The following is an 18,028-nucleotide window of genomic DNA, read 5'->3' as shown; positions in this document are numbered from 1 at the left end:
TAGGCAGTGCGTTCTGGTGGATGAAGGGAACAAATGGGTAAATCATTAGTTATCGTCGAATCGCCGGCGAAGGCGAAGACGATTGGGAAGTATCTCGGCAGCGACTACGTGGTGGAGGCCTCGATAGGCCACATCATGGACCTGCCGAAGAACGAGATTGGAGTGGAGCTGAAGAAGCGGACCTTTGAGCCGACGCTGATCGTCTCTCCGGGCAAAGAGAAGGTTGTGGAGCGTCTGAAGAAGCTCGCCGCGAAGGCAGATATGGTCTACCTTGCGCCAGACCCTGATCGCGAGGGCGAGGCTATTGCCGCGCACCTTTCCATCCAGTTGCTGCCGATGATGAAGGACAAATCGAAGGTGCGTCGCGTCACCTTTAATGAGATCACGAAGAAGGCCGTGCAGGCTGCGTTTCTGCATGCGCGAGATATAGATGAGGATCTGGTCGATGCGCAGCAGACGCGGCGCGTGCTGGACCGGCTGGTGGGCTATCAGGTCTCGCCGCTGCTGTGGGATAAGGTGCGGCGCGGGTTGTCGGCGGGGCGTGTGCAGACTGTCGCCCTGCGCCTGATCGTCGAACGCGAGCAGGAGATTAACGACTTCAATCCGGTGGAGTACTGGACCATCGATGCGCAGCTTGAACCGACTGCAAACAAGCAGAGCTTCACGGCGCGGTTTATCGGCGTCAATGGCGTTCCTGCGCGTGTCGCCAACGGAAAAGATGAAGAGGGCAAAGATCTCTTCCTCTCGAACGCGCTGCCTGATCAAGAGGCGGTTGATGAAGTTGTCAGCGAGCTGAAGGTTGCGAAGTGGAGTGTCCGCTCGGTCGAAAAGAAAGAGCGGAGAAGCAATCCCAGGGCTCCGTATACGACCAGCAAACTGCAGCAGGATGCGGCTGGCCGGCTTGGCTTCAATGTACGCCGCACCATGGGCGTGGCGCAGCGGCTCTATGAAGGCGTGGAGATTGGCGCAGAGGGAACCGTTGGCCTTATCACCTACATGCGTACCGACTCTACGCGTGTCAGCGCGGATGCGATTGCGGAGGCTCGCGAGTACATCGGCAAGCTTGGACCGAAGTATCTTCCGGCGACTCCAAACGAGTATCTCGGCAAAAAGCAGGTAGAAGCGCAGGATGCGCACGAAGCGATCCGTCCGACCAACGTAAAGTTCACTCCAGACTCGATCCGAAAGTATCTCAGTGACGAGCAGTACCGACTCTACAAACTGATCTGGCAGCGCTTTGTTTCGAGCCAGATGACACCGGCAGTCTTCGATCAGACGACGGTCGATATCGTTGCACAGGCGAAGCTCGCTTATGACTTCCGCGTGACCGGCAGCGTACTGAAGTTCGAAGGCCATCTGAAGTTCGAAGAGGAAGACAAGCGCGCGCGGCAGGCAGCCAAAGACAAAGCCGCGAAAGAAGAGGCGAACGCAAAGCCAGCCCGGGACGCAGATGCAGCCGCACAGGCGGGCACCGAAGAAGAGGACGAAAGCGAAGCCAGATTGCCGGAGCTAAGCAACGGCGAGGCGCTCCGTCTTCAGAAGCTCGATCCTCTACAGAAGTTTACGCAGCCTCCTCCGCGCTTCAACGAAGCAAGCCTCGTGAAAACGCTGGAAGAGAAGGGAATCGGAAGGCCCTCCACGTACGCGTCCATCATTAATACGATCCAGGATCGCGATTACGTGAAGAAGATCCAGTCGAAGTTTGTGCCGACCGAGATTGGTATCGTCGTCACGAAGCTGCTGGTGAAAAACTTCCCCTACATCTTCGATACGGCGTATACGGCGACGCTTGAAGGCGAACTCGATGCCGTCGAAGACGGCAAAGAGCGATGGACTGATCTACTCAACGGCTTCTATGACCACTTCGAGAAAGAGCTGATCGTCGCCAGCGACAACATGGAAGACATCAAGCGGATGGAGGAGAAGACCACCCAGGTCTGCGACAACTGCGGCAGTCCGTTGATTCTGAAGTGGGGTAAGTTTGGCAGCTTCTACTCGTGCAGCAACTTCACCAAGGTCAAGCCGATGACCGTCGCGGCAGGCCCATGGAAGAAGGATTCGAAGACGGTTCTGAAGAAGATCACCAAGGCGCTCAACTACCCGATCATCGTCAAGGCGACGACGGACGACGTCATCGAATACTCCAAGGAGACCGACGACGCGAAGGAACTGACCGCAGCGATCCAAGAGGCCATGGAGCACGGCAAGAAGGTGACTGCGGAGCCGTTTAGCTGCGACTTCACTAAAGAGAACTTTGCAGCCAAGCCTGACCTGAGTGCCCCCGGTGCCGACGAGGTTGCAGAAGAAGAGTTTTGCGACAACTGCGGCCGCGTCATGGTCCTTCGCAATGGACCCTGGGGCCCGTTCATGGCCTGTCCCGGCTACAACGAAGATCCGCCGTGCAAGACCATCCGCAAGCTAAATCAGAAGGTGCAGCAGAAGCCGCCGGTTCAGCTTGAAGAGGCCTGCCCGAAGTGTGGCAAACCGCTTCTGCTTCGCAACGGCCAGTACGGCGAGTTCATCAGCTGCAGCGGCTATCCAAAGTGCAAGTACATCAAGCAGGAGCTGCTCGACGTAAAGTGCCCGAAGGATGGCGGCGACATCGCCGTACGCAAGACCAAGCGCGGCGACCTCTTCTACGGCTGCGTGAACTACCCGAAGTGCGACTTCGCTTCGAACCTGAAGCTGGTAAACCAGACCTGCCCGAAGTGCGACAGCGCCTATGTCATCGAGGTCGTCAACGACAAGGGAACGTACCTTGTCTGCCCGAACAACCGCGAAGCGCTCCCGAAGCGCCGCAAGAAAAAAGGTGCCCCAGAGGAGGAGCCGACAACTCCCCCCTGCACCTATGAGAAGAAGATTGCTGGTCCGGCTCCGGCGCCGGTTCTCGAGCGGCCCGACCCGGACAAGACTCGACCGGTCGTCGAGAGCGTAGCCTAACAGAAGAAAAGGGAGAAGATGGCAACTGCTGCTGATGCGGAACTGATTCTAAAACTCTACGAGATGCGGCGCGAAGAGTCCCTCCGGAAGGGCCGGCGGTTTCTCGTCTTCGAGTTTCAGCCGACGACATTAGAGGAGCTACGTGCGATCTCAAGGGACGCCAAATCGGAGCACAATCCCGCTTGGAGACAGGTTCTAAGCTACTGGGAGATGGCGGCTTCGCTCGTTCTGCGCGGCGCGCTCGATCCGGACCTGTTCCTCGATTCGAACAAAGAGGGGATCCTCCTCTACGCCAAGTTCCACCACTTCCATGCCGAAACCGAGAAGCAGAGCGGCAACCGCTTCATGGCGCACACCGCCGCGATGATCGACGCCTATCCCGCCGCCAAGGCCAGCTACGAGAGTTTTCTGAAGAGTTTTGGAGTGACTAAGGCATCTGCCTAGGCTCGGCCGGACCTGCAGAACTTTCCTTTTTTGCATCATTTCTGTTACAAAGGCATGACGGCTCTGCGGCACCCGACTCTTCTCAACCTGAGAAAGCCGGTGTCGTTCGCGTCCGTAACTCGTTCAAAAGAATGCAGGTAGTGGATTATGGCGAAGGCAGTTTGGAACGGCCAGACACTGGCCGAAAGCGAAACCTATGAGACAGTCGAGGGAAACATCTATTTCCCCGAAGAGTCGGTAAAGCGAGAGTTTTTGAAGCCCAGTTCGACGACCTCCAGCTGCCCTTGGAAGGGCCAGGCGCGCTATTACAACATCGTAGTCGACGGTCAGGATAATCCCGACGCCGCCTGGTACTATCCCGATCCCAAGCCCGCCGCTCGCAATGTAAAGCACCACATTGCCTTCTGGCGCGGTGTCGAAATTACGAAATAGTTCAAGTAAAAACAGTAAGCGGGAGACGTAAGTACCTCTCCCGCTTAATTTTAGTAAGCCTGTAGACGATCGAGCGGCAAGCGAACCTGGAAGCAGGTAGCGCCAGGCTTCGACTCAACCGTGACGAATCCCGAGTGCTTGTTGACGATCCGCTGGACCGTATCCAGTCCAAGCCCAAGCCCACGGCCGGGCGCCTTAGTAGTGAAGAATGGTTCGAAGATCCGCGACCGAATCTCCGGTTCGATCCCCGGACCAGAGTCCCAGATCTCAACCAAAGCCATCTGGCCGCCGCCGCGGGTCAACAATCGCAGCGTACCCATATCGTTCATGGCGTCCAGAGCATTCTCGATCAACGCCGTCCAAACCTGGTTCAGCTCGCTGCCATAAGCGCTCACCGGCTCGAGATCAGGGTCGAACTCCAGCTCAACCTTGACGTTTCGCAGCCGGGAGTTGAACATCACCAGCGTATTTTCAAGCGACTGCGCCAGATCGACATCCTGAATCGGCGCCTGATCCATGTACGAATAGTCCTTGATCGCGCTGATCAGGTCGAAGATCCGCACCGTCGAATCCACCACCGTCTCCGCCATCCGTTCAACACGCAGCGAGCTGGCGACCGTGGCAACCGCGATGGGAAGCACCTCAGGACCCACAATCTCCGCAAGATCATCGAGCAGGTCGAACGCCAGCGTCGTCTCCGAAAGCGAAGGCGCAATCGTCCACGGATTGGGAACGTTGTGCGCGTTCAGCCACTGCACCAGCATCTCCTCACGGTCCGCGTTCGCCAGCGGATTCTGCGAGCCTTTGGGCATGTTCGAGTACGCCGACATCCGCGCCCGCGCATTCTTTATCCACTCGCGGTACCTCTCGGTCGTCTCATCCGGCAAACAAAGCCGACCCATACGATACTTCTGGTCGCCATATTCGCGCAGCTCTCCGAACAGGCTCGCAGCAGAGCGTTGTGCAGCCGATGCAGGATTGTTCAGCTCGTGCGAGAGATTTGCAGCCAGCTTGCCAAGCGCATTCAGCTTCTCCGACTGCTGCTCCATGCGGGTCACTTCGCGCACACGGTCCAGCAGCGCAGACACGCTCCGCTGCCCCATCGACGGAATCGCAACCAACATCTCCGGAAACAACGACTCGTGAATATCGATAGCCCACACCGGACCCACCGAATATCCTTCGCCGCCATAGGTCTTCATCCGCGAGTAGGGAAGTTTGCCCGTCATCGAACCTGCACGGCCAATAAACAGAGCCGCACTCGAATGCCGCCGGCGCACCTGCACCTCTCCGCTCAGGATGAAGTTCATATTGCAGGCAGGCTCGCCCTCACGGAACACAATCGAACGATCGCCACCCATGCGCTCCGTTCCCTTGGTCGCAAGCCAGGTGTACTCCTCCTCGGTAAGACCGTCGAGGGGAGTGATGGTGCGCAGCCCGGCAACGATATCCGCAATGGGAGACGGCTTAGCCGGCGGACCGGCTTCCTGGTCTACTGCAGGATTAGGAAGTGTCGGTAGAAGGCTTTCGTAGTTGTCAACAGTGGCCATTCCTGAAGCTCCTTCTGTCGTCGAGCGTCTGAATCGGTTCGTTAAATCTAAGTATCTCCATTGTTACAGGAGTTCCGCTTAGCAGTCGTCCTTCGCCTGCGAATTTCAAGCAAAGTCCAGTCGGACGACCGTGAAAATTCGATCTTAAGGATGGGTTGAAGTCTAAACAGAGGAGGCGACACCAAATTGGATGCCGCCCCCGTCGTTTCGACTTGCAAAAAAGACATTTCTTAGACGTATGGAACTACGCTTTGTGTACCTGGCCATCTTTTACGACGACCGGATCGAGGAAAGGCATCGATTTACGAAGTTCTGCTCCCACCTTTTCGATCTGGAGCGCAGCCTCCTGCTTGCGGATGCGGGTAAACTCGTGGCGCCCAGTCTCGTTCTCCGCGATAAACTTTTTGGCGAAGCTGCCGTCCTGAATATCGTTCAGCAGGCCCTTCATCGCCTTCTTCACCTCAGGCGTGACGATGCGTGGTCCGGCCACATAGTCGCCCCACTCTGCAGTGTCGGAGATGGAATGGCGCATGTACTCCAGACCGCCGCGGTACATCAGGTCGACGATCAGCTTCAGTTCATGCAGCACCTCGAAGTAAGCAAGCTCGGGCTGATAACCGGCCTCGACCAGCGTCTCGAACCCAGCCTTCACGAGCGCACTGGTGCCGCCGCACAGAACCGCCTGTTCGCCGAAGAGGTCGGTCTCGGTCTCCTCCGTAAACGTGGTCTGCAGCACGCCGGCACGCGTGCAGCCGATACCCTTGGCATAGCTCAAGGCCAGCGCAAGCGCATGTCCGCTCGCGTCCTGCTCCACTGCAACCAGGCCGGGAATTCCGCCGCCTTCGGTAAACACTTCACGAACGCGATGTCCAGGGCCCTTCGGCGCCACCAGCGAAACGTCGGCCCTTGCAGGCGGCGTGATCGTCCGAAAGCGAATGTTGAATCCGTGCGCGAACATCAGCGTGACGTTAGGCTTCATGTTCGGCTCAATCTCAGCGTGGTAAACCTTCGCTGCTGTCTGGTCCGGCGTCAGGTTCATGATCACGTCAGCCCACTTCGAAACCTCGGCGACGGTATCGACCTGTAGCCCCGCCTTGCGCGCACGGTCCGCATTGGGCGAGTCCTTACGCAGACCCACGCGAACGTCAACGCCCGAGTCCTTGAGGTTCAGCGCATGGGCATGACCCTGCGAACCATAGCCGATGATGGCAACTTTCTTTGCCTGGATAAGAGAGAGGTCTGCGTCTGCGTCGTGGTATGCCTTAGCCATTTTCTTTTTCTTCTTCCTTTGAGTGATGTTTTAAAAGTTTACGCGTGCTCGCAGCGATGTTTAATCACCTCGAGAATGCTGTTTTGGAGATTTTGCATGACGGCATCGGTCCAAAGGCCAGCGTAGCCATTGAAGTTGGTGGAGAGCCGCTGATGGCTGACGAGGTGCAGCACTGTGTTGCCGTCTGCGAGGGGTTCCAGAGTGTACTCGCCGTCGAGAACATCGAAGTACCGGCCGCCGATGGTGACGTGCTCATCGAGCGTTGTAGTGGGGATGTGAGCTGAGTCGGCTTTGATGCTGAAAGCAATGCGCCGCTGCGGCTCCCAGGCAGTAATGGTTTCGATGAAGAGCAAGCCGCGCTCGAAGCTGGCATGGCGCACACCGCCAACACCTTCGTAGGAAAGTGTGGCTTCGATGGGGCGGGGGAAGCCGATCCGGCGTGTCCACGTCGTGCTCAGTTCGGATGGTGCGATGGCAGGGACACGCTCGATGTTCCGCCAAATGGTTTGGGGTGTAGCGTGGATGCGGATTTCACTTGCGACGGTGCGAGTGGAGGATGGGGCTGTGAGGCGTGCTTCGACAGGAGCAAGGAGGAAGGGGAGAATGGCGACACAGGTCAGAGTGAGGCCGGAGGGTTTACGGAGACGGCTCCAGGTGCCGGCAATAAGGCCGCCGATGCTGGCGCAAACCAGCGCAATGGGGGAAGCCATAAGGATGCAGATGCCACCTTCGATCAAGAAGAGCCACAGAGTGAGCAGCATGACGAAGACGGAGATCCATGGCAAAAAAATCCACTTCCAGACGCTGACATGCTCGATCGCTTCAGCGCGTCGAACCGTGAGAATGCCAATCACTACCGGGCCCCCGAAGAGAAAGGCGATGGTCATCACGGAAAAGGTTTGAGAGAAGGTTTGAGCCTTCGGGCCGACAAAGTTAGTGTGGTTTAGAAGGCGTAAAAGGATACCGTAGATGGCTCCCAAGGCGACGCCTTCGAGCATCGCACGCCATCTGTCGCGCGCGGAGTGGCTGGCTGGCTGGATGTTTATTGAACTGGGCATCCCTCAGGCTTCATCTTCGGCAAATTCGCTGGGCAGAATCTCGTCCGCGTTAGGCTTCTCAGGAAACGACGTCTCGTCGCTGTGGTCAGGATGAGGCGAGCCAAGCGCCTTCAGCACGCGGCTGGTGTGATGGCCGCGACGCATCGCCATACGTCCGGTACGCGAGACCTCAAGAATCGTATAGCCGCTCTCGGTAAGCACCTGAATCAGCCCTTCAATCTTGCTGGCAGCGCCCGTCATCTCGAGCATCACCGACTCCGGTGCAAGATCGACCACACGCGCCTTGAACACTGTCGCCAGCTCAAAGATCTGCGAGCGCGTCTTCGGCCCAGCCGCAACCTTGATCAGGCACAGCTCGCGAATCACGGCTTCGCTGCGCCCCACTTCATCGACGTCTATTGTGATCTCAAGCTTGTACAGCGAAGCGCGAATACGATGCGCCGCATGGTCGGGAGCCTCGCAGACGATCGTCATGCGCGACACCTCTGGCCGCTCGCTCTCACCCACGGTCAGCGAGACGATGTTGATGTTGAGTCGGCGAAACAGCGAAGCAACTCGTGTAAGTACGCCCGGTTTGTCTGAAACATGAGCTACAAAAGTGTGAAGCATGTGTGCCTTTCAGCGGGTTCGTCGTTCAGTTCGGATGATGTGGCATGGAATCAACAGGCGGTGCAGGATACTGCCGGAGATACGTCTTAGGGATCTCGTACAAAACGATCTCGCCCGGCCTCGGGTTCGGACTCGCACTGCTGCAGAGATTTCCCGTCGTAATTCCACTATCGAGAATCGTCTCAACAGAGTAGTTCGTATAGAGTTCGTCTCGCGGTCTACAGTCTGCATACATATTTGCGAGGATGCGCAGAATGCTGTGCTTCTTCGTATCGACGAGAATGATCCCGTTCTTATCGGTTCCCATCGCAACCGACCCGACCTGATCGTCCCGAAGCGCAACATTCAACCTCTCATTCGTCACGGGCTGATTCGTCTGCGCATTGATCACTCTGATTCGAATCTGACCCGGCTTAAGCGGCGGAGGATCTTGTGCACTCTGTGCCCCACCCATAGCAGGCGCCACCGCGACGAGGAGGGACAACGCTACTGTCGTGACAGCTCCGGATTTGTTCGTTCCCAGATTCAGCATTCTTACTCTCCTGCACAGTGCACGCCCGCACCGAAAAATATTTCCAAAAAAGTGGCGTATTTTTCGAACGCCAAAAACACGCTGCTAACGCGCCACGTTTACCACGCAATCCACCACGTTCTCACCATCAAAAAACCACGTCCAGAACACGGTATTTTCCAAAACACCCCTCAAAAACAAGAGAAAAACGAAGATCTCCGCTCCTCAACCAGCCGCCAATTTTTTCTCAAAATAACTAAAAAATTACTCGTCCTCCGCCGTCTCCAGCAGCGGATCAGCCGCAGGCCGCCGAACCATCTCATGCAGAGCTGCCCCAGGAGCAATCATCGGATAAACCCCATCCTCTTTTTCAACCTGGAAGTTGATAAGAAACGGCTTACCGCTCGTACGCGCTTTCGTAACCGTAGGAATTACATTCTTCCGTTCACTAACGTGCGCCCCATCAATACCATGCGCACCCGCCAGCTTCACAAAATCCGGCGACAGAATCGGCGAAGCAGCATAATTCTTCTCATAAAACGCCTCCTGCCACTGCCGAACCATCCCCAAAAACCCGTTATTAATCACGGCAATATTGAGCGCCAAACCCTCTTGAACAATGGTCGAAAGCTCTGACGCCGTCATCTGAAAACCACCATCTCCTGCGATCACCCAAACATCCTTCTCAGGGCAAGCGACCTTCGCGCCAATCGCAGCAGGCAACGCAAAACCCATGGTTCCAAGGCCTCCGCTGGTGATCAGCGATCGAGGCACATCATGCTTGTAGTACTGCGCCTCCCACATCTGGTGCTGCCCTACATCCGTAACGATGACAGTCTGATCGGCGCGGCCAGCAGCATGAGCCTCGTGCCAGATGTCGTTGATCACATGAGCGGCATAAAGATGGCCGTTATCAGGCAGATTGATGATGTCGCGGACAGCCGCATCGCCCTTCATTGCATTGACTTCGCCGATCCAACTCGTATCAGTTTTCTTCGGCAGCAGTGGCAGGAGAAGGTCCAGAGTTTCACGCAGATCGCCAATCAACGCAACATCCGCCCTAACGTTTTTGTTGATCTCAGATGGATCAATCTCGATATGTATCTTCTTCGCGTTAGGTGCATAGTGCGCGAGGTTGCCGGTCACACGGTCATCGAAACGCATACCAAAGGCGAGCAGAAGATCCGCCTGCTGGATGGCGTTGTTGACCCACGACTCACCATGCATTCCCATCATGCCAAGCGAGAGCGCGTGGTAGGTAGGGAATGCTCCGAGGCCGAGCAGCGTGCTGGCTACCGGAATCTGCTGTCGTTCGGCAAAGGCAAGTACCTGGGCCTCCGCACCGGAGTGAGTAATGCCATGACCGGCAAGGATGATGGGTCGCTTTGCTTGCTGGATCAGCTCGATAGCGTGCTGAATGGCGGAACTTTCTGCTTGCAACATGGGGTGAGGTCGGTAGTGTGCCGGGGCAGCTGCTTCGAAGCTGAACGCTGCGCTATTCTGCTGCGCGTCTTTGGTGATGTCTATCAACACTGGCCCGGGGCGTCCGCTGGTCGCAATCTGAAAGGCTTCGCGCAAAGCTGGCGCAATATCTTCGGCGCGCGTCACGAGGTAGTTGTGCTTGGTGATCGGCAGAGTGATGCCGGTGATGTCGACCTCTTGAAATGCATCGGAGCCGAGAACCTTCGAGCCAACCTGCCCTGTGATGCAGATAATAGGGACAGAGTCGAGCATCGCTGTTGCTATCCCTGTGACGAGATTCGTTGCGCCCGGCCCACTGGTGGCGATGCAGACGCCGACCTTACCTGAGGCTCGGGCGTAGCCGTCAGCCATGTGCGACGCGCCCTGTTCATGGCGAACCAGGACGTGATGGATGGGGAATTTACGTAGAGCATCGTAGGCGGGGAGTATCGCACCGCCAGGATAGCCGAAGACCTTGTCCACGCCTTCACCGACGAGAGTAGCCCAGATGATTTCGGCTCCGGTGAGTTGTGGGTGTTGATTTTTCACGTTCATGTTTTCACCTCGAGTCGTATCCAAAAAGTTGCTGTAAGCATCCAGATGCACGCTAAGTTGTGACGGCTCCCAAGCTGGCGCTGCTTACAGTGTTGGCGTATTTGGCGAAGACTCCGCGTTTGAAGCGAGGTTCGGGGGCCTTCCATGCTGCTAAGCGTTTGGCGATCTCGGCTTCGGAGACGTTGAGGGTTAGTTTGCGGTTGGGGATGTCGAAGGTGATGGTGTCACCTTCACGGACGGCGGCGATGGGGCCTCCCATATAGGCTTCGGGGGCTACGTGGCCGGCCATCAGGCCGCGCGTGGCTCCAGAGAAGCGGCCGTCGGTGAGGAGAGCCACTGTATCCGAGAGTGCCGGGATGCCTTTGATTGCGGCGGTGACGGCGAGCATCTCGCGCATGCCGGGGCCGCCGCGTGGGCCTTCGTAGCGGATGACGAGCACGTCGTTGGGGTTGATCTTTCCGGCTTCGACGGCGGCGTGGCAGTCGTCCTCGGATTCGAAGACTCGCGCTGTGCCTGTGTGGTGGATGCGCTCGTGGCCGGCGACTTTAATTACGGCGCCGTCTGGAGCGAGATTGCCGCGCATGATGACGAGGCCGCCGGTGGGCTTGAGAGCGTTGTCCCAGGTGCGGATGACGGGCTGGCCGGGAGTTTCTACAGCAAGACTGGCCTCTTCGGCGATCGTCTTGCCTGAGACGGTAATGCTGTCACCTTTGAGCAGACCCTTCTCGATGAGGCGCTGTGCGAGAAGGCGGGAGCCGCCTGCCTCCTGATAGTCCTTTGCGGCGTACTTGCCGCCGGGAGAGAGGTCACAGATGAAGGGCGTGTGTTCGGAGATGCGATCGAAGTCTTCCATCGTGAGCGGGATGTCGAACTCGTGTGCGATGGCGATGAGATGGAGGACGGCGTTCGTGCTTCCTCCTGAGGCAGCGACAGCTGCGATCGCATTGTCGATGGACTGGCGGGTGACGATTTTACGCGGAGTGAGGCCAGCGCGGGCGAGGTCCATGACGAGGCGACCAGCCTGTCGGGAGGACTCATGCTTTTCGGGCGACATAGCAGGAACGCCGGTGAGATGCATGGGCGAGATCCCTAGGAACTCGCCGGCCATCGCCATAGTGTTTGCGGTGAATTGTCCGCCGCATGCGCCGGGGCCAGGGCAGGCAGCGGCTTCGAGGTCTTCGAGTTGCTGGTCGGTGATTTTGCCAGCGGCGTGGGAGCCCATGCCCTCGAAGACGCTGAGGATGGTGATCTCCTTGGTGGTGCCGTCGGGTTGCTTGAGCGAGCCGGGGGCGATGCTGCCGCCGTAGAGCATGAGGCCAGGAATGTCGAGACGGGCAAGGGCCATGATGGCGGCAGGCATGTTCTTATCGCAGCCGGCGATGCAGACGATGCCGTCGAACGAGTTGCCGCGGGCGACAAGTTCGATAGAGTCGGCGATTACTTCGCGCGAGATCAGCGAGGCTTTCATGCCCTGCGTGCCCATGGTGATGCCGTCATGGATCGTGACGGTGTTGAACTCCATCGGCGTGCCGCCGGCCTCTCGGACACCTTGCTTGACTGCCTCGGCTACCTGGCGCAGATGGAAGTTGCAAGGGCCGATCTCGGTCCAGGTATTGGCGATTCCGATGATGGGCTTGTGCAGATCTTCTTTGGTGAAGCCGACGCTGCGGAAGTAAGAGCGCGCAGCGGCGCGGGAAGGGCCTTCGGTGAGGACAATAGAATTTTTCTTTGGATTGATTTCGTTGCTCAAAGGGCAGCCTTTCAGAGGAGCTGGTTAGCGAGTCAGCGTCAGTGCGAATTATGCAGCGGTGGGTCGGGGCTTCAGCCAAAACTCAGCGTCATGTTTGTTTTCGAAGTCATCGAGTTCAGATTCGTGACGGAGAGTGAGTCCGATGTCGTCGAGACCGTTCAACAGGCAGTATTTGCGGAATGGGTCGATGTCGAAGTGCGCGCTGAAACCCTTATCGTCGATAACTGTCTGGGCTTCGAGGTTGATGGTGATCTTGTGCGCCGGATTTTTTTCTGAGCGCTCCATTAGTGTTTGCACGTCCGCGTCAGAGAGGCGAACGAGGATCATGCCGTTCTTGCCGGCGTTGGAAAAGAAGATGTCGGCGAAGCTTGGGGCGATGACGGCGAGGAAGCCGAAGTCAGTGAGAGCCCAGGCGGCGTGTTCGCGGGAGCTGCCACAGCCGAAGTTCTTTCCTGCGATGAGGATCTTCGCGCCTTTGTGATGGTGCTTGTTCAGGACGAAGTCCGGGTGAGGTTGGCCTGCGTTGGGGCCTTCCTGGATGCGGCGCCAGTCGTAGAAAAGGAAGTCGCCGTATCCGGTACGCTCGATGCGCTTTAAGAACTGCTTGGGGATGATCTGATCGGTGTCGACGTTGGGGCGGTCCAGAGGCACGGCGTGGCTGGTGAGTATGTTGATGGGATGCATTACTTCGCCTCCTTCTGTGTTGTCTGATCTTTGAACTGCCACGCGCGAATGTCTGTGAAGTGGCCAGTGATTGCGGCAGCGGCAGCCATCTGCGGACTGACCAGGTGGGTGCGGCCTCCGCGGCCCTGGCGGCCTTCGAAGTTTCGATTCGATGTAGAGGCACAGCGTTCGCCTGGAGCGAGGATGTCTGGGTTCATGCCGAGGCACATGCTGCAGCCAGGCTCGCGCCAATCGAAGCCTGCCTCGGTAAAGATTTTGTCGAGGCCCTCTTTTTCGGCTTGCGCTTTGACGGACTGGGAGCCGGGTACGACCATGGCGCGGACCGTAGTGGCGACGTGATAGCCGCGGACAACAGAGGCTGCGGCGCGAAGGTCTTCGATGCGCGCGTTGGTACAGGAACCAAGGAAGACGCGATCGATCTTGATCTCTTCGATGGGTTCGCCGGCGTGAAGGCCCATGTATTCGAGGGCACGCTCGAAGGCTTTTTGATCGGCTTCGCTAGCTGCAGGGTCGGCCAGCGGGACGGTGCTTTTTACGCCGGTGACCATGCCGGGCGAGGTGCCCCAACTGACAGTGGGAGTGATGTCGGCTGCGTTGAGAGTGAGCTCACGGTCGAAGACTGCTCCTTCGTCGGTTACAAGTTGGGACCAGTGGGCTACGGATTCGTCCCATGCAGTCCCGGTTGGAGAGAAGCGGCGGCCTTTCAGGTAGGCGAAGGTTGTGGCATCAGGCGCGATCATGCCGGCGCGAGCTCCAGCTTCAATGCTCATGTTGCAGACGGTCATGCGGCCCTCCATCGAGAGGGCGCGAATTGCCGAGCCGGCGTATTCGACGACGTAGCCGGTAGCTCCTGCGGTACCGATCTCGCCGATGATGTGGAGGACGATGTCTTTGGCAGTGACACCGGGCGACAATGTGCCTTCGACGTTGATGCGGAATGTCTTTGGCTTGTCCTGCGGGAGTGTCTGCGTAGCCATGACGTGTTCGACTTCGCTAGTGCCGATACCGAAGGCTAACGCGCCAAATGCGCCGTGGGTGCTTGTATGCGAGTCTCCGCAGACGATGGTCATACCGGGTTTGGTGAGGCCAAGCTCGGGGCCGATGATGTGGACGATGCCTTGCTCGGGCGCTTGGACGTCAAAGAGTTCGACGCCGAAGTCGGCACAGTTCTTGCGTAGGGCCTCGATCTGTTTCGAGGCGATCTGGTCGACGATGTGAAGACGATCCTCGATGCTGCTGGTGGGAACGTTGTGGTCCACCGTCGCGACGGTGCGATCCGGGCGGCGCAGTTTGCGGCCTGCCATGCGGAGGCCGTCAAAGGCCTGAGGGCTTGTCACCTCATGGACTAGATGCAGATCGATGTAGAGGATGCTGGGTTCGCCTGCCGGTTCAGCGACGATGTGTTGTTGCCAAACTTTTTCAAAGAGTGTCTTGGGTGAATTTTGGGGTGTGCTCATTGTTGTGCTTTCTGGTCATCCTGAGGCTTGACGGTGAATGTGTTGGCACCGATGGTTGCTGGTTGAATTTGATGCGGGGTGCCGTCGGGGTCGACAAGAATTGCGTGTGTGATCTGTTGAATCGCGGTGCTACCGGTGGGTGGCTGTGCGGTCCAGCGGGCGACGCTGTGGATTAGCGCAGGGGGGACGTGATCGGGATCGATGGGGTGATTGGCGAAGACCCAGAGGGTGTATTCGGCTCCGGGTTCGCTGGGAGTTTTGCTGTCCTTGATCCAGTCGATGGCGGCAAAGGCAACGAGGGGGTGGGGCAGTCCTAGGTCGACCCAGAGGAGACCGCGCGCCGGGCAGAAGCGGAAGACGCATCCGGTGATCGAGAGATAGCGGTTGTCGTCGGCGAGAACTTTGTCGGGAACGGAGAGGAAGTCGAGTGCAGTCTCGTTGAGTGTCTTGTAGCCGGTCTTGGGATTGCCCCAGAAGGTTTGTGGAGCAGTGAGATATTGCGCCAGGAATGGTCGAAAGCGGGCATCGAGGACGAGTTGGTTTTCGCGCCCGTCAGCTGGTGGAGGGCCGTATTGCCATAGCCACTCTAAGTTCTCCTTGGGCTGTTTTTTGTCTCTTTTGATTTGAGGCGAAGAGATCTGTGCCGACGTCCACATGGGGGTGAGTGCCAGGGCAAAAACTACGAGTTGGAGAGCGGAGCGCATTAGCGATTTGTTTGTGCGGACTTCTTTTGCGTGAAAATTATGAGGACATTAACGAGGGAGAACATGATGAGCGCCGTGATTGCCAGAACGATCAGAGGCGCGCCTTTCCACCAGCGATAGATGAGAGCGACGGCGACCGCGCAGTTCATCAGGATGAGCTTCGTCCGTACGTTCATCGGCTCACTCATACGGCATGCATGGCCTGACGGCGGTCGATGGACTCGGCCAAGGCCTGATGTACGAGCTTGCCCATCTCCTGCGTGCTGACCGGAGTCTGTCCGGGTTGCTGACCGCGTGCAATGTCTGCAGTGCGGTAGCCGGCGTCAAGCACCTTGTTGACCGCTACTTCGACTGCTTTAGCGTCCTGTTCCAGGTTTGCGGAGTGACGGAGGATCATCGCGGCCGTGAGGATTGCGCCGAGGGGATTGGCTTTACCTGTGCCGGCGATGTCGGGCGCACTGCCGTGAACAGGCTCGTAGAGATTGACCGCACCACCGATGGTCGCGGAGGGCAGCATGCCGAGCGACCCGGTGATGACTCCAGCTTCATCGGACAAGATGTCTCCGAAGAGATTTTCGGTTAGCACGACGTCGAAGTTGCGAGGGATGTTCATGATGTGCATCGCCATCGAGTCGACGAGCTGGTGCTCGAGCGTAACGGAAGGGTAATCCTTTGCGACCTCGGTGACCGTGGCGCGCCAAAGCTGCGATACCTCGAGAACGTTTGCCTTGTCGACAGAGGTGACCTTCTGGCGACGATGGCTGGCGAGTTCGAAGGCGACGCGAGCTACGCGAACGACCTCATCACGGGTGTATCGCATAGTGTTGATGGCCTCGTTGCTGTCGCGATCCCACCAGCGCGGGGCACCGAAGTAGAGCCCGCCAAGGAGTTCGCGTACGAAGAGAATGTCGACGTCTTTTGTGACTTCGGGGCGCAGCGGGGAACTGGCGCTTAGCGCGGTGTAGGCGATGGATGGCCGCAGATTTGCAAATCCTCCAAGAGCCTGTCGGATCTGCAGAAGACCGGCCTCGGGCCGCTTATCGGGGGGGAGCGCGTTGAACTTGTTGTCACCGACGGCTCCGAGGAGGACAGCATCGCACTCGAGTGCGGCGTCGAGCGTGGCCGTTGGTAAGGGCGACCCCGTTTCTGTGATCGCGGTGCCACCTATCAGACCTTCGACGAAGGTGAACTCGTGGCCGCCCATCTCAGCTACAGCGCGAAGGATATTTGTAGCCTGCTTGGTGACTTCGGGGCCGATGCCGTCGCCGGCGAGAACTGCAATTTTGAGGCGCATGACGCTTTTCCTTTTGACGTAGGTTTAATGCGTGATAACTGTGGACTTGTCTGGCTGCAGAAGGCCGAGCAAATCCTGGTCATAGATGGATTTTTTGCGGTCGGCCAACTCCGTGAAGCGATGGTAGACATCGTCGAGCTGAGTGCGGGTCAGCTTGTGTCCTAGCTCTGTGAGGCGTTGCTCAAGGAGGCGACGGCCGCTGTGTTTGCCGAGGACCATGTTCGTTGCGGGAACACCGACTGATTCTGGCGTCATGATCTCGTAGGTGAGGGGGTTGGCCATCATGCCGTGCTGGTGAATGCCGGACTCGTGGGCAAAGGCGTTGGCGCCAACGACGGCTTTATTGGGTGAACAGCCGAAGCTGATGAACTCGGCGAGCATCTGGCTGGTTGGGTAAAGCTGATTGAGTTTGATGTTGTTGGTGTAGGGAAGCTTGTCGCGGCGGACCATTAAGGCAGCGGCGATCTCTTCGAGCGCTGCGTTTCCTGCGCGCTCGCCGATGCCGTTGATGGTGCACTCCGCCTGGCGGGCACCAGCATGAATGCCTGCGAGCGTGTTCGCGACGGCCATGCCGAGGTCGTTGTGGCAATGAGTTGAGAGGATGACGTCGTCGATGCCGGGGACCTTGGCGATGAGCATTCGAAAGGTGGCTGCGTACTCGTCGGGCGTGGTGTAGCCGACCGTGTCGGGAATGTTGATGGTCGTGGCTCCGGCCTGAACGGCGGCCGTCACGATCTCGATGAGAAAGTCAGGATCGGTGCGCGTGGCGTCCTCGGCGGAGAACTCGACGTCGTCGGCGAAGGTGCGGGCGAGACGGACGGACTCTGCTGCCTGATTGAGCGCTTCGGCTCGAGAGATCTTCAACTTGGCTTCAAGGTGGAGGTCTGAGGAGGCGAGGAAGGTGTGGATGCGAGCCTTGTCGGCGGGCTCGATAGAACGGGCTGCGGCTTCGATATCTTCGCGTTTACAGCGGGCGAGGGAGGCGATGCGCGGGCCGCGAACTTCGCGGGCGATCATGCGAATCGAGTCGGAGTCGCCCTGGCTTGCGATTGCAAAACCGGCTTCCAAAACATCGACGCCGAGGTCTGCAAGCTGGTGCGCCATGCGCAACTTTTCGTCATGATGCATGGTGCAGCCCGGAGACTGTTCGCCGTCGCGAAGGGTGGTATCGAAGAAGACGATTTGATTATGCAGAGACATAGAATTTGGCTCTTTCGGTCTAGACGTTATCATAATGCATGCTTATGATGGCTTGCAGCTATATCAGAATTTCTAATTGCAGCATTCGATCTGCAAATTGCGGATCGCG

Annotated in this window: 16 protein-coding genes; 3 read left to right on the top strand and 13 right to left on the bottom strand. The window is 57.9% G+C overall.

Annotated features, from left to right (window positions below; genetic code table 11):
* Nucleotides 1–33: 33 nt before the first annotated feature.
* The 3 genes from topA (at nucleotide 34) to RBB76_RS02160 (ending at nucleotide 3,816) form a co-directional block, all read left to right on the top strand.
* A complete protein-coding gene (gene topA / locus RBB76_RS02170; RefSeq protein WP_429633085.1) occupies nucleotides 34–2,940 on the top strand; it encodes a type I DNA topoisomerase in 2,907 nt (968 codons plus the stop codon).
* An 18-nt stretch (nucleotides 2,941–2,958) separates the two neighbouring features.
* Nucleotides 2,959–3,384, top strand: coding sequence for a DUF4760 domain-containing protein (locus RBB76_RS02165; RefSeq protein ID WP_429633087.1), 426 nt, complete (start codon nucleotides 2,959–2,961; stop codon nucleotides 3,382–3,384).
* A 147-nt stretch (nucleotides 3,385–3,531) separates the two neighbouring features.
* Entirely contained in the window at nucleotides 3,532–3,816 is a 285-nt protein-coding gene (locus tag RBB76_RS02160; RefSeq protein ID WP_183974706.1) for a DUF427 domain-containing protein, read from the top strand.
* A gap of 50 nt (nucleotides 3,817–3,866) precedes the next feature.
* On the opposite strand, the gene RBB76_RS02155 is transcribed toward RBB76_RS02160, so the two are convergent.
* The 13 genes from RBB76_RS02155 to RBB76_RS02095 all read right to left on the bottom strand — a co-directional run bounded on the left by RBB76_RS02155 (nucleotide 3,867) and on the right by RBB76_RS02095 (nucleotide 17,919).
* Nucleotides 3,867–5,366 carry an ATP-binding protein gene (locus RBB76_RS02155; RefSeq protein ID WP_429633089.1) on the bottom strand — a complete coding sequence of 500 codons (1,500 nt, stop codon included), beginning with the start codon at nucleotides 5,364–5,366 and terminating at the stop codon, nucleotides 3,867–3,869.
* A 244-nt stretch (nucleotides 5,367–5,610) separates the two neighbouring features.
* Complete coding sequence (gene ilvC / locus RBB76_RS02150; protein WP_429633091.1) at nucleotides 5,611–6,636, bottom strand: ketol-acid reductoisomerase; 1,026 nt, start codon at nucleotides 6,634–6,636, stop codon at nucleotides 5,611–5,613.
* A gap of 38 nt (nucleotides 6,637–6,674) precedes the next feature.
* Nucleotides 6,675–7,694: an SRPBCC family protein gene (locus tag RBB76_RS02145; protein ID WP_429633093.1), complete on the bottom strand. Its 1,020-nt coding sequence runs from the start codon at nucleotides 7,692–7,694 to the stop codon at nucleotides 6,675–6,677.
* A gap of 3 nt (nucleotides 7,695–7,697) precedes the next feature.
* Complete coding sequence (ilvN, locus tag RBB76_RS02140) at nucleotides 7,698–8,303, bottom strand: acetolactate synthase small subunit (protein ID WP_429633095.1); 606 nt, start codon at nucleotides 8,301–8,303, stop codon at nucleotides 7,698–7,700.
* Between the two features lie 25 nt (nucleotides 8,304–8,328).
* The gene (locus RBB76_RS02135; protein WP_429633097.1) at nucleotides 8,329–8,835 is read right to left on the bottom strand and encodes a hypothetical protein; all 507 of its coding nucleotides are present in this window, start codon (nucleotides 8,833–8,835) and stop codon (nucleotides 8,329–8,331) included.
* 243 nt (nucleotides 8,836–9,078) lie between these two features.
* Nucleotides 9,079–10,830, bottom strand: coding sequence for a biosynthetic-type acetolactate synthase large subunit (ilvB, locus tag RBB76_RS02130; protein ID WP_429633099.1), 1,752 nt, complete (start codon nucleotides 10,828–10,830; stop codon nucleotides 9,079–9,081).
* Nucleotides 10,831–10,882: 52 nt separating this feature from the next.
* Nucleotides 10,883–12,580: a dihydroxy-acid dehydratase gene (gene ilvD / locus RBB76_RS02125; RefSeq protein WP_429633101.1), complete on the bottom strand. Its 1,698-nt coding sequence runs from the start codon at nucleotides 12,578–12,580 to the stop codon at nucleotides 10,883–10,885.
* Nucleotides 12,581–12,628: 48 nt separating this feature from the next.
* On the bottom strand, nucleotides 12,629–13,264 hold the full coding sequence (leuD, locus tag RBB76_RS02120) for a 3-isopropylmalate dehydratase small subunit (protein ID WP_429633103.1): 636 nt from the start codon (nucleotides 13,262–13,264) through the stop codon (nucleotides 12,629–12,631).
* A complete protein-coding gene (gene leuC, locus RBB76_RS02115) occupies nucleotides 13,264–14,721 on the bottom strand; it encodes a 3-isopropylmalate dehydratase large subunit (RefSeq protein WP_429633105.1) in 1,458 nt (485 codons plus the stop codon). The genes leuD and leuC overlap by 1 nt, the downstream gene beginning before the upstream one ends.
* Nucleotides 14,718–15,425: a hypothetical protein gene (locus RBB76_RS02110; RefSeq protein WP_429633107.1), complete on the bottom strand. Its 708-nt coding sequence runs from the start codon at nucleotides 15,423–15,425 to the stop codon at nucleotides 14,718–14,720. The genes leuC and RBB76_RS02110 overlap by 4 nt, the downstream gene beginning before the upstream one ends.
* Nucleotides 15,425–15,601 (bottom strand): hypothetical protein, encoded by a 177-nt coding sequence (locus tag RBB76_RS02105; RefSeq protein WP_429633109.1) that lies wholly within the window; start codon nucleotides 15,599–15,601, stop codon nucleotides 15,425–15,427. The genes RBB76_RS02110 and RBB76_RS02105 overlap by 1 nt, the downstream gene beginning before the upstream one ends.
* Before the next feature lie 8 nt (nucleotides 15,602–15,609).
* Nucleotides 15,610–16,719 carry a 3-isopropylmalate dehydrogenase gene (gene leuB, locus RBB76_RS02100; RefSeq protein ID WP_429633111.1) on the bottom strand — a complete coding sequence of 370 codons (1,110 nt, stop codon included), beginning with the start codon at nucleotides 16,717–16,719 and terminating at the stop codon, nucleotides 15,610–15,612.
* A gap of 24 nt (nucleotides 16,720–16,743) precedes the next feature.
* Nucleotides 16,744–17,919, bottom strand: coding sequence for a 2-isopropylmalate synthase (locus tag RBB76_RS02095; protein ID WP_429633113.1), 1,176 nt, complete (start codon nucleotides 17,917–17,919; stop codon nucleotides 16,744–16,746).
* Between the last annotated feature and the right edge of the window lie 109 nt (nucleotides 17,920–18,028).

It is taken from the genome of Tunturiibacter psychrotolerans (assembly GCF_051013365.1).
GTDB lineage: Bacteria > Acidobacteriota > Terriglobia > Terriglobales > Acidobacteriaceae > Edaphobacter > Edaphobacter psychrotolerans_A.
The sequence above is the reverse complement of the archived record's forward strand: the minus strand, read 5'-3'. Positions and strand labels throughout refer to the sequence as shown.

What these genes read in the sequence shown, in the direction of transcription:
- topA (WP_429633085.1), top strand. Translation starts at nt 34, where the DNA reads ATGGGTAAATCATTAGTTATCGTCGAATCGCCGGCGAAGGCGAAGACG.
- RBB76_RS02165 (WP_429633087.1), top strand. Translation starts at nt 2,959, where the DNA reads ATGGCAACTGCTGCTGATGCGGAACTGATTCTAAAACTCTACGAGATG.
- RBB76_RS02160 (WP_183974706.1), top strand. Translation starts at nt 3,532, where the DNA reads ATGGCGAAGGCAGTTTGGAACGGCCAGACACTGGCCGAAAGCGAAACC.
- RBB76_RS02155 (WP_429633089.1), bottom strand. Translation starts at nt 5,366, where the DNA reads ATGGCCACTGTTGACAACTACGAAAGCCTTCTACCGACACTTCCTAAT.
- ilvC (WP_429633091.1), bottom strand. Translation starts at nt 6,636, where the DNA reads ATGGCTAAGGCATACCACGACGCAGACGCAGACCTCTCTCTTATCCAG.
- RBB76_RS02145 (WP_429633093.1), bottom strand. Translation starts at nt 7,694, where the DNA reads ATGCCCAGTTCAATAAACATCCAGCCAGCCAGCCACTCCGCGCGCGAC.
- ilvN (WP_429633095.1), bottom strand. Translation starts at nt 8,303, where the DNA reads ATGCTTCACACTTTTGTAGCTCATGTTTCAGACAAACCGGGCGTACTT.
- RBB76_RS02135 (WP_429633097.1), bottom strand. Translation starts at nt 8,835, where the DNA reads ATGCTGAATCTGGGAACGAACAAATCCGGAGCTGTCACGACAGTAGCG.
- ilvB (WP_429633099.1), bottom strand. Translation starts at nt 10,830, where the DNA reads ATGAACGTGAAAAATCAACACCCACAACTCACCGGAGCCGAAATCATC.
- leuD (WP_429633103.1), bottom strand. Translation starts at nt 13,264, where the DNA reads ATGCATCCCATCAACATACTCACCAGCCACGCCGTGCCTCTGGACCGC.
- leuC (WP_429633105.1), bottom strand. Translation starts at nt 14,721, where the DNA reads ATGAGCACACCCCAAAATTCACCCAAGACACTCTTTGAAAAAGTTTGG.
- RBB76_RS02110 (WP_429633107.1), bottom strand. Translation starts at nt 15,425, where the DNA reads ATGCGCTCCGCTCTCCAACTCGTAGTTTTTGCCCTGGCACTCACCCCC.
- RBB76_RS02105 (WP_429633109.1), bottom strand. Translation starts at nt 15,601, where the DNA reads ATGAACGTACGGACGAAGCTCATCCTGATGAACTGCGCGGTCGCCGTC.
- leuB (WP_429633111.1), bottom strand. Translation starts at nt 16,719, where the DNA reads ATGCGCCTCAAAATTGCAGTTCTCGCCGGCGACGGCATCGGCCCCGAA.
- RBB76_RS02095 (WP_429633113.1), bottom strand. Translation starts at nt 17,919, where the DNA reads ATGTCTCTGCATAATCAAATCGTCTTCTTCGATACCACCCTTCGCGAC.